At 65.9% G+C, this 1193-nt stretch carries 1 protein-coding gene; it reads right to left on the bottom strand.

The window, feature by feature from the left end; translation table 11 throughout:
* Entirely contained in the window at positions 1–1191 is a 1191-nt protein-coding gene (tuf, locus tag FJ354_07180) for an elongation factor Tu (GenBank protein ID MBM3906433.1), read from the bottom strand.
* Positions 1192–1193: the final 2 nt, after the last annotated feature.

Raw genomic sequence — 1193 nt, 5'->3', positions numbered from 1 at the left:
TTACTCGATGACTCTGGCGACGACGCCGGCGCCGACGGTCTTGCCGCCCTCGCGGATGGCAAAGCGCAGCCCCTGCTCCATCGCCACCGGGGTGATCAGCGTCACCACCATCTTGATGTTGTCCCCCGGCATCACCATCTCGGTGCCCGCGGGCAGCTCCACCGCCCCGGTCACGTCCGTGGTGCGGAAGTAGAACTGCGGCCGGTAGTTGTTGAAGAACGGCGTGTGCCGGCCGCCCTCCTCCTTGGACAGGATGTACACCTCGCACTCGAACTTCGCGTGCGGGGTGATGCTGCCGGGCTTGGCCAGCACCTGCCCGCGCTCCACCTCCTCGCGCTTGGTGCCCCGCAGCAAAATCCCCACGTTGTCCCCCGCCTGGCCCTCATCGAGCAGCTTGCGGAACATCTCCACGCCCGTGCACACCGTCTTGGTGGTGGGCCTGATGCCCACGATCTCGATCTCGTCGCCCACCTTGATGATCCCGCGCTCCACCCGCCCGGTCACCACCGTGCCCCGGCCCGAGATCGAGAACACGTCCTCCACCGGCATCAGGAACGGCCCGTCCACCGCGCGCTTGGGCTGCGGAATGTAGCTGTCCAGGGCTTGGGCCAGCTTCAGGACCGCCTTCACCCCCAGGTCCGAGTCATCCCCCTCCAGCGCCTTGAGCGCCGAGCCGATCACGATCGGGGTCTTGTCCCCGGGGAACTCGTACTTGGACAGGAGCTCGCGCACCTCCACCTCCACCAGCTCCAGGAGCTCCTTGTCATCGACCATGTCGGCCTTGTTCATGAACACCACGATGTAGGGCACCCCCACCTGGCGCGCCAGAAGAATGTGCTCCCGCGTCTGCGGCATCGGCCCGTCGGCCGCGCTCACCACCAGGATCGCCCCGTCCATCTGCGCCGCGCCCGTGATCATGTTCTTGATGTAGTCGGCGTGCCCCGGACAGTCCACGTGCGCGTAGTGCCGCTTCTCGGTCTGGTACTCCACGTGCGCCGTGTTGATCGTGATGCCGCGCGCCTTTTCCTCCGGCGCGGCGTCGATCTGGTCGTAGTTCTTCGCCTCCCCGCCGTACTTCTTGGCCAGGATGTGCGTCATCGCCGCCGTCAGCGTCGTCTTGCCATGATCCACGTGCCCGATCGTCCCCACGTTCAGGTGCGGCTTGGTTCTTTCAAACTTTCCTTTGGCCATGA

This window comes from Nitrososphaerota archaeon, from assembly GCA_016872055.1.
In the GTDB taxonomy this organism is placed as follows: Archaea; Thermoproteota; Nitrososphaeria; order Nitrososphaerales; family Nitrosopumilaceae; genus Nitrosotenuis.
The sequence above is the reverse complement of the archived record's forward strand: the minus strand, read 5'-3'. Positions and strand labels throughout refer to the sequence as shown.

Coding starts and splice junctions, on each gene's coding strand:
- tuf (MBM3906433.1), bottom strand. CDS start 1,191: ATGGCCAAAGGAAAGTTTGAAAGAACCAAGCCGCACCTGAACGTGGGG.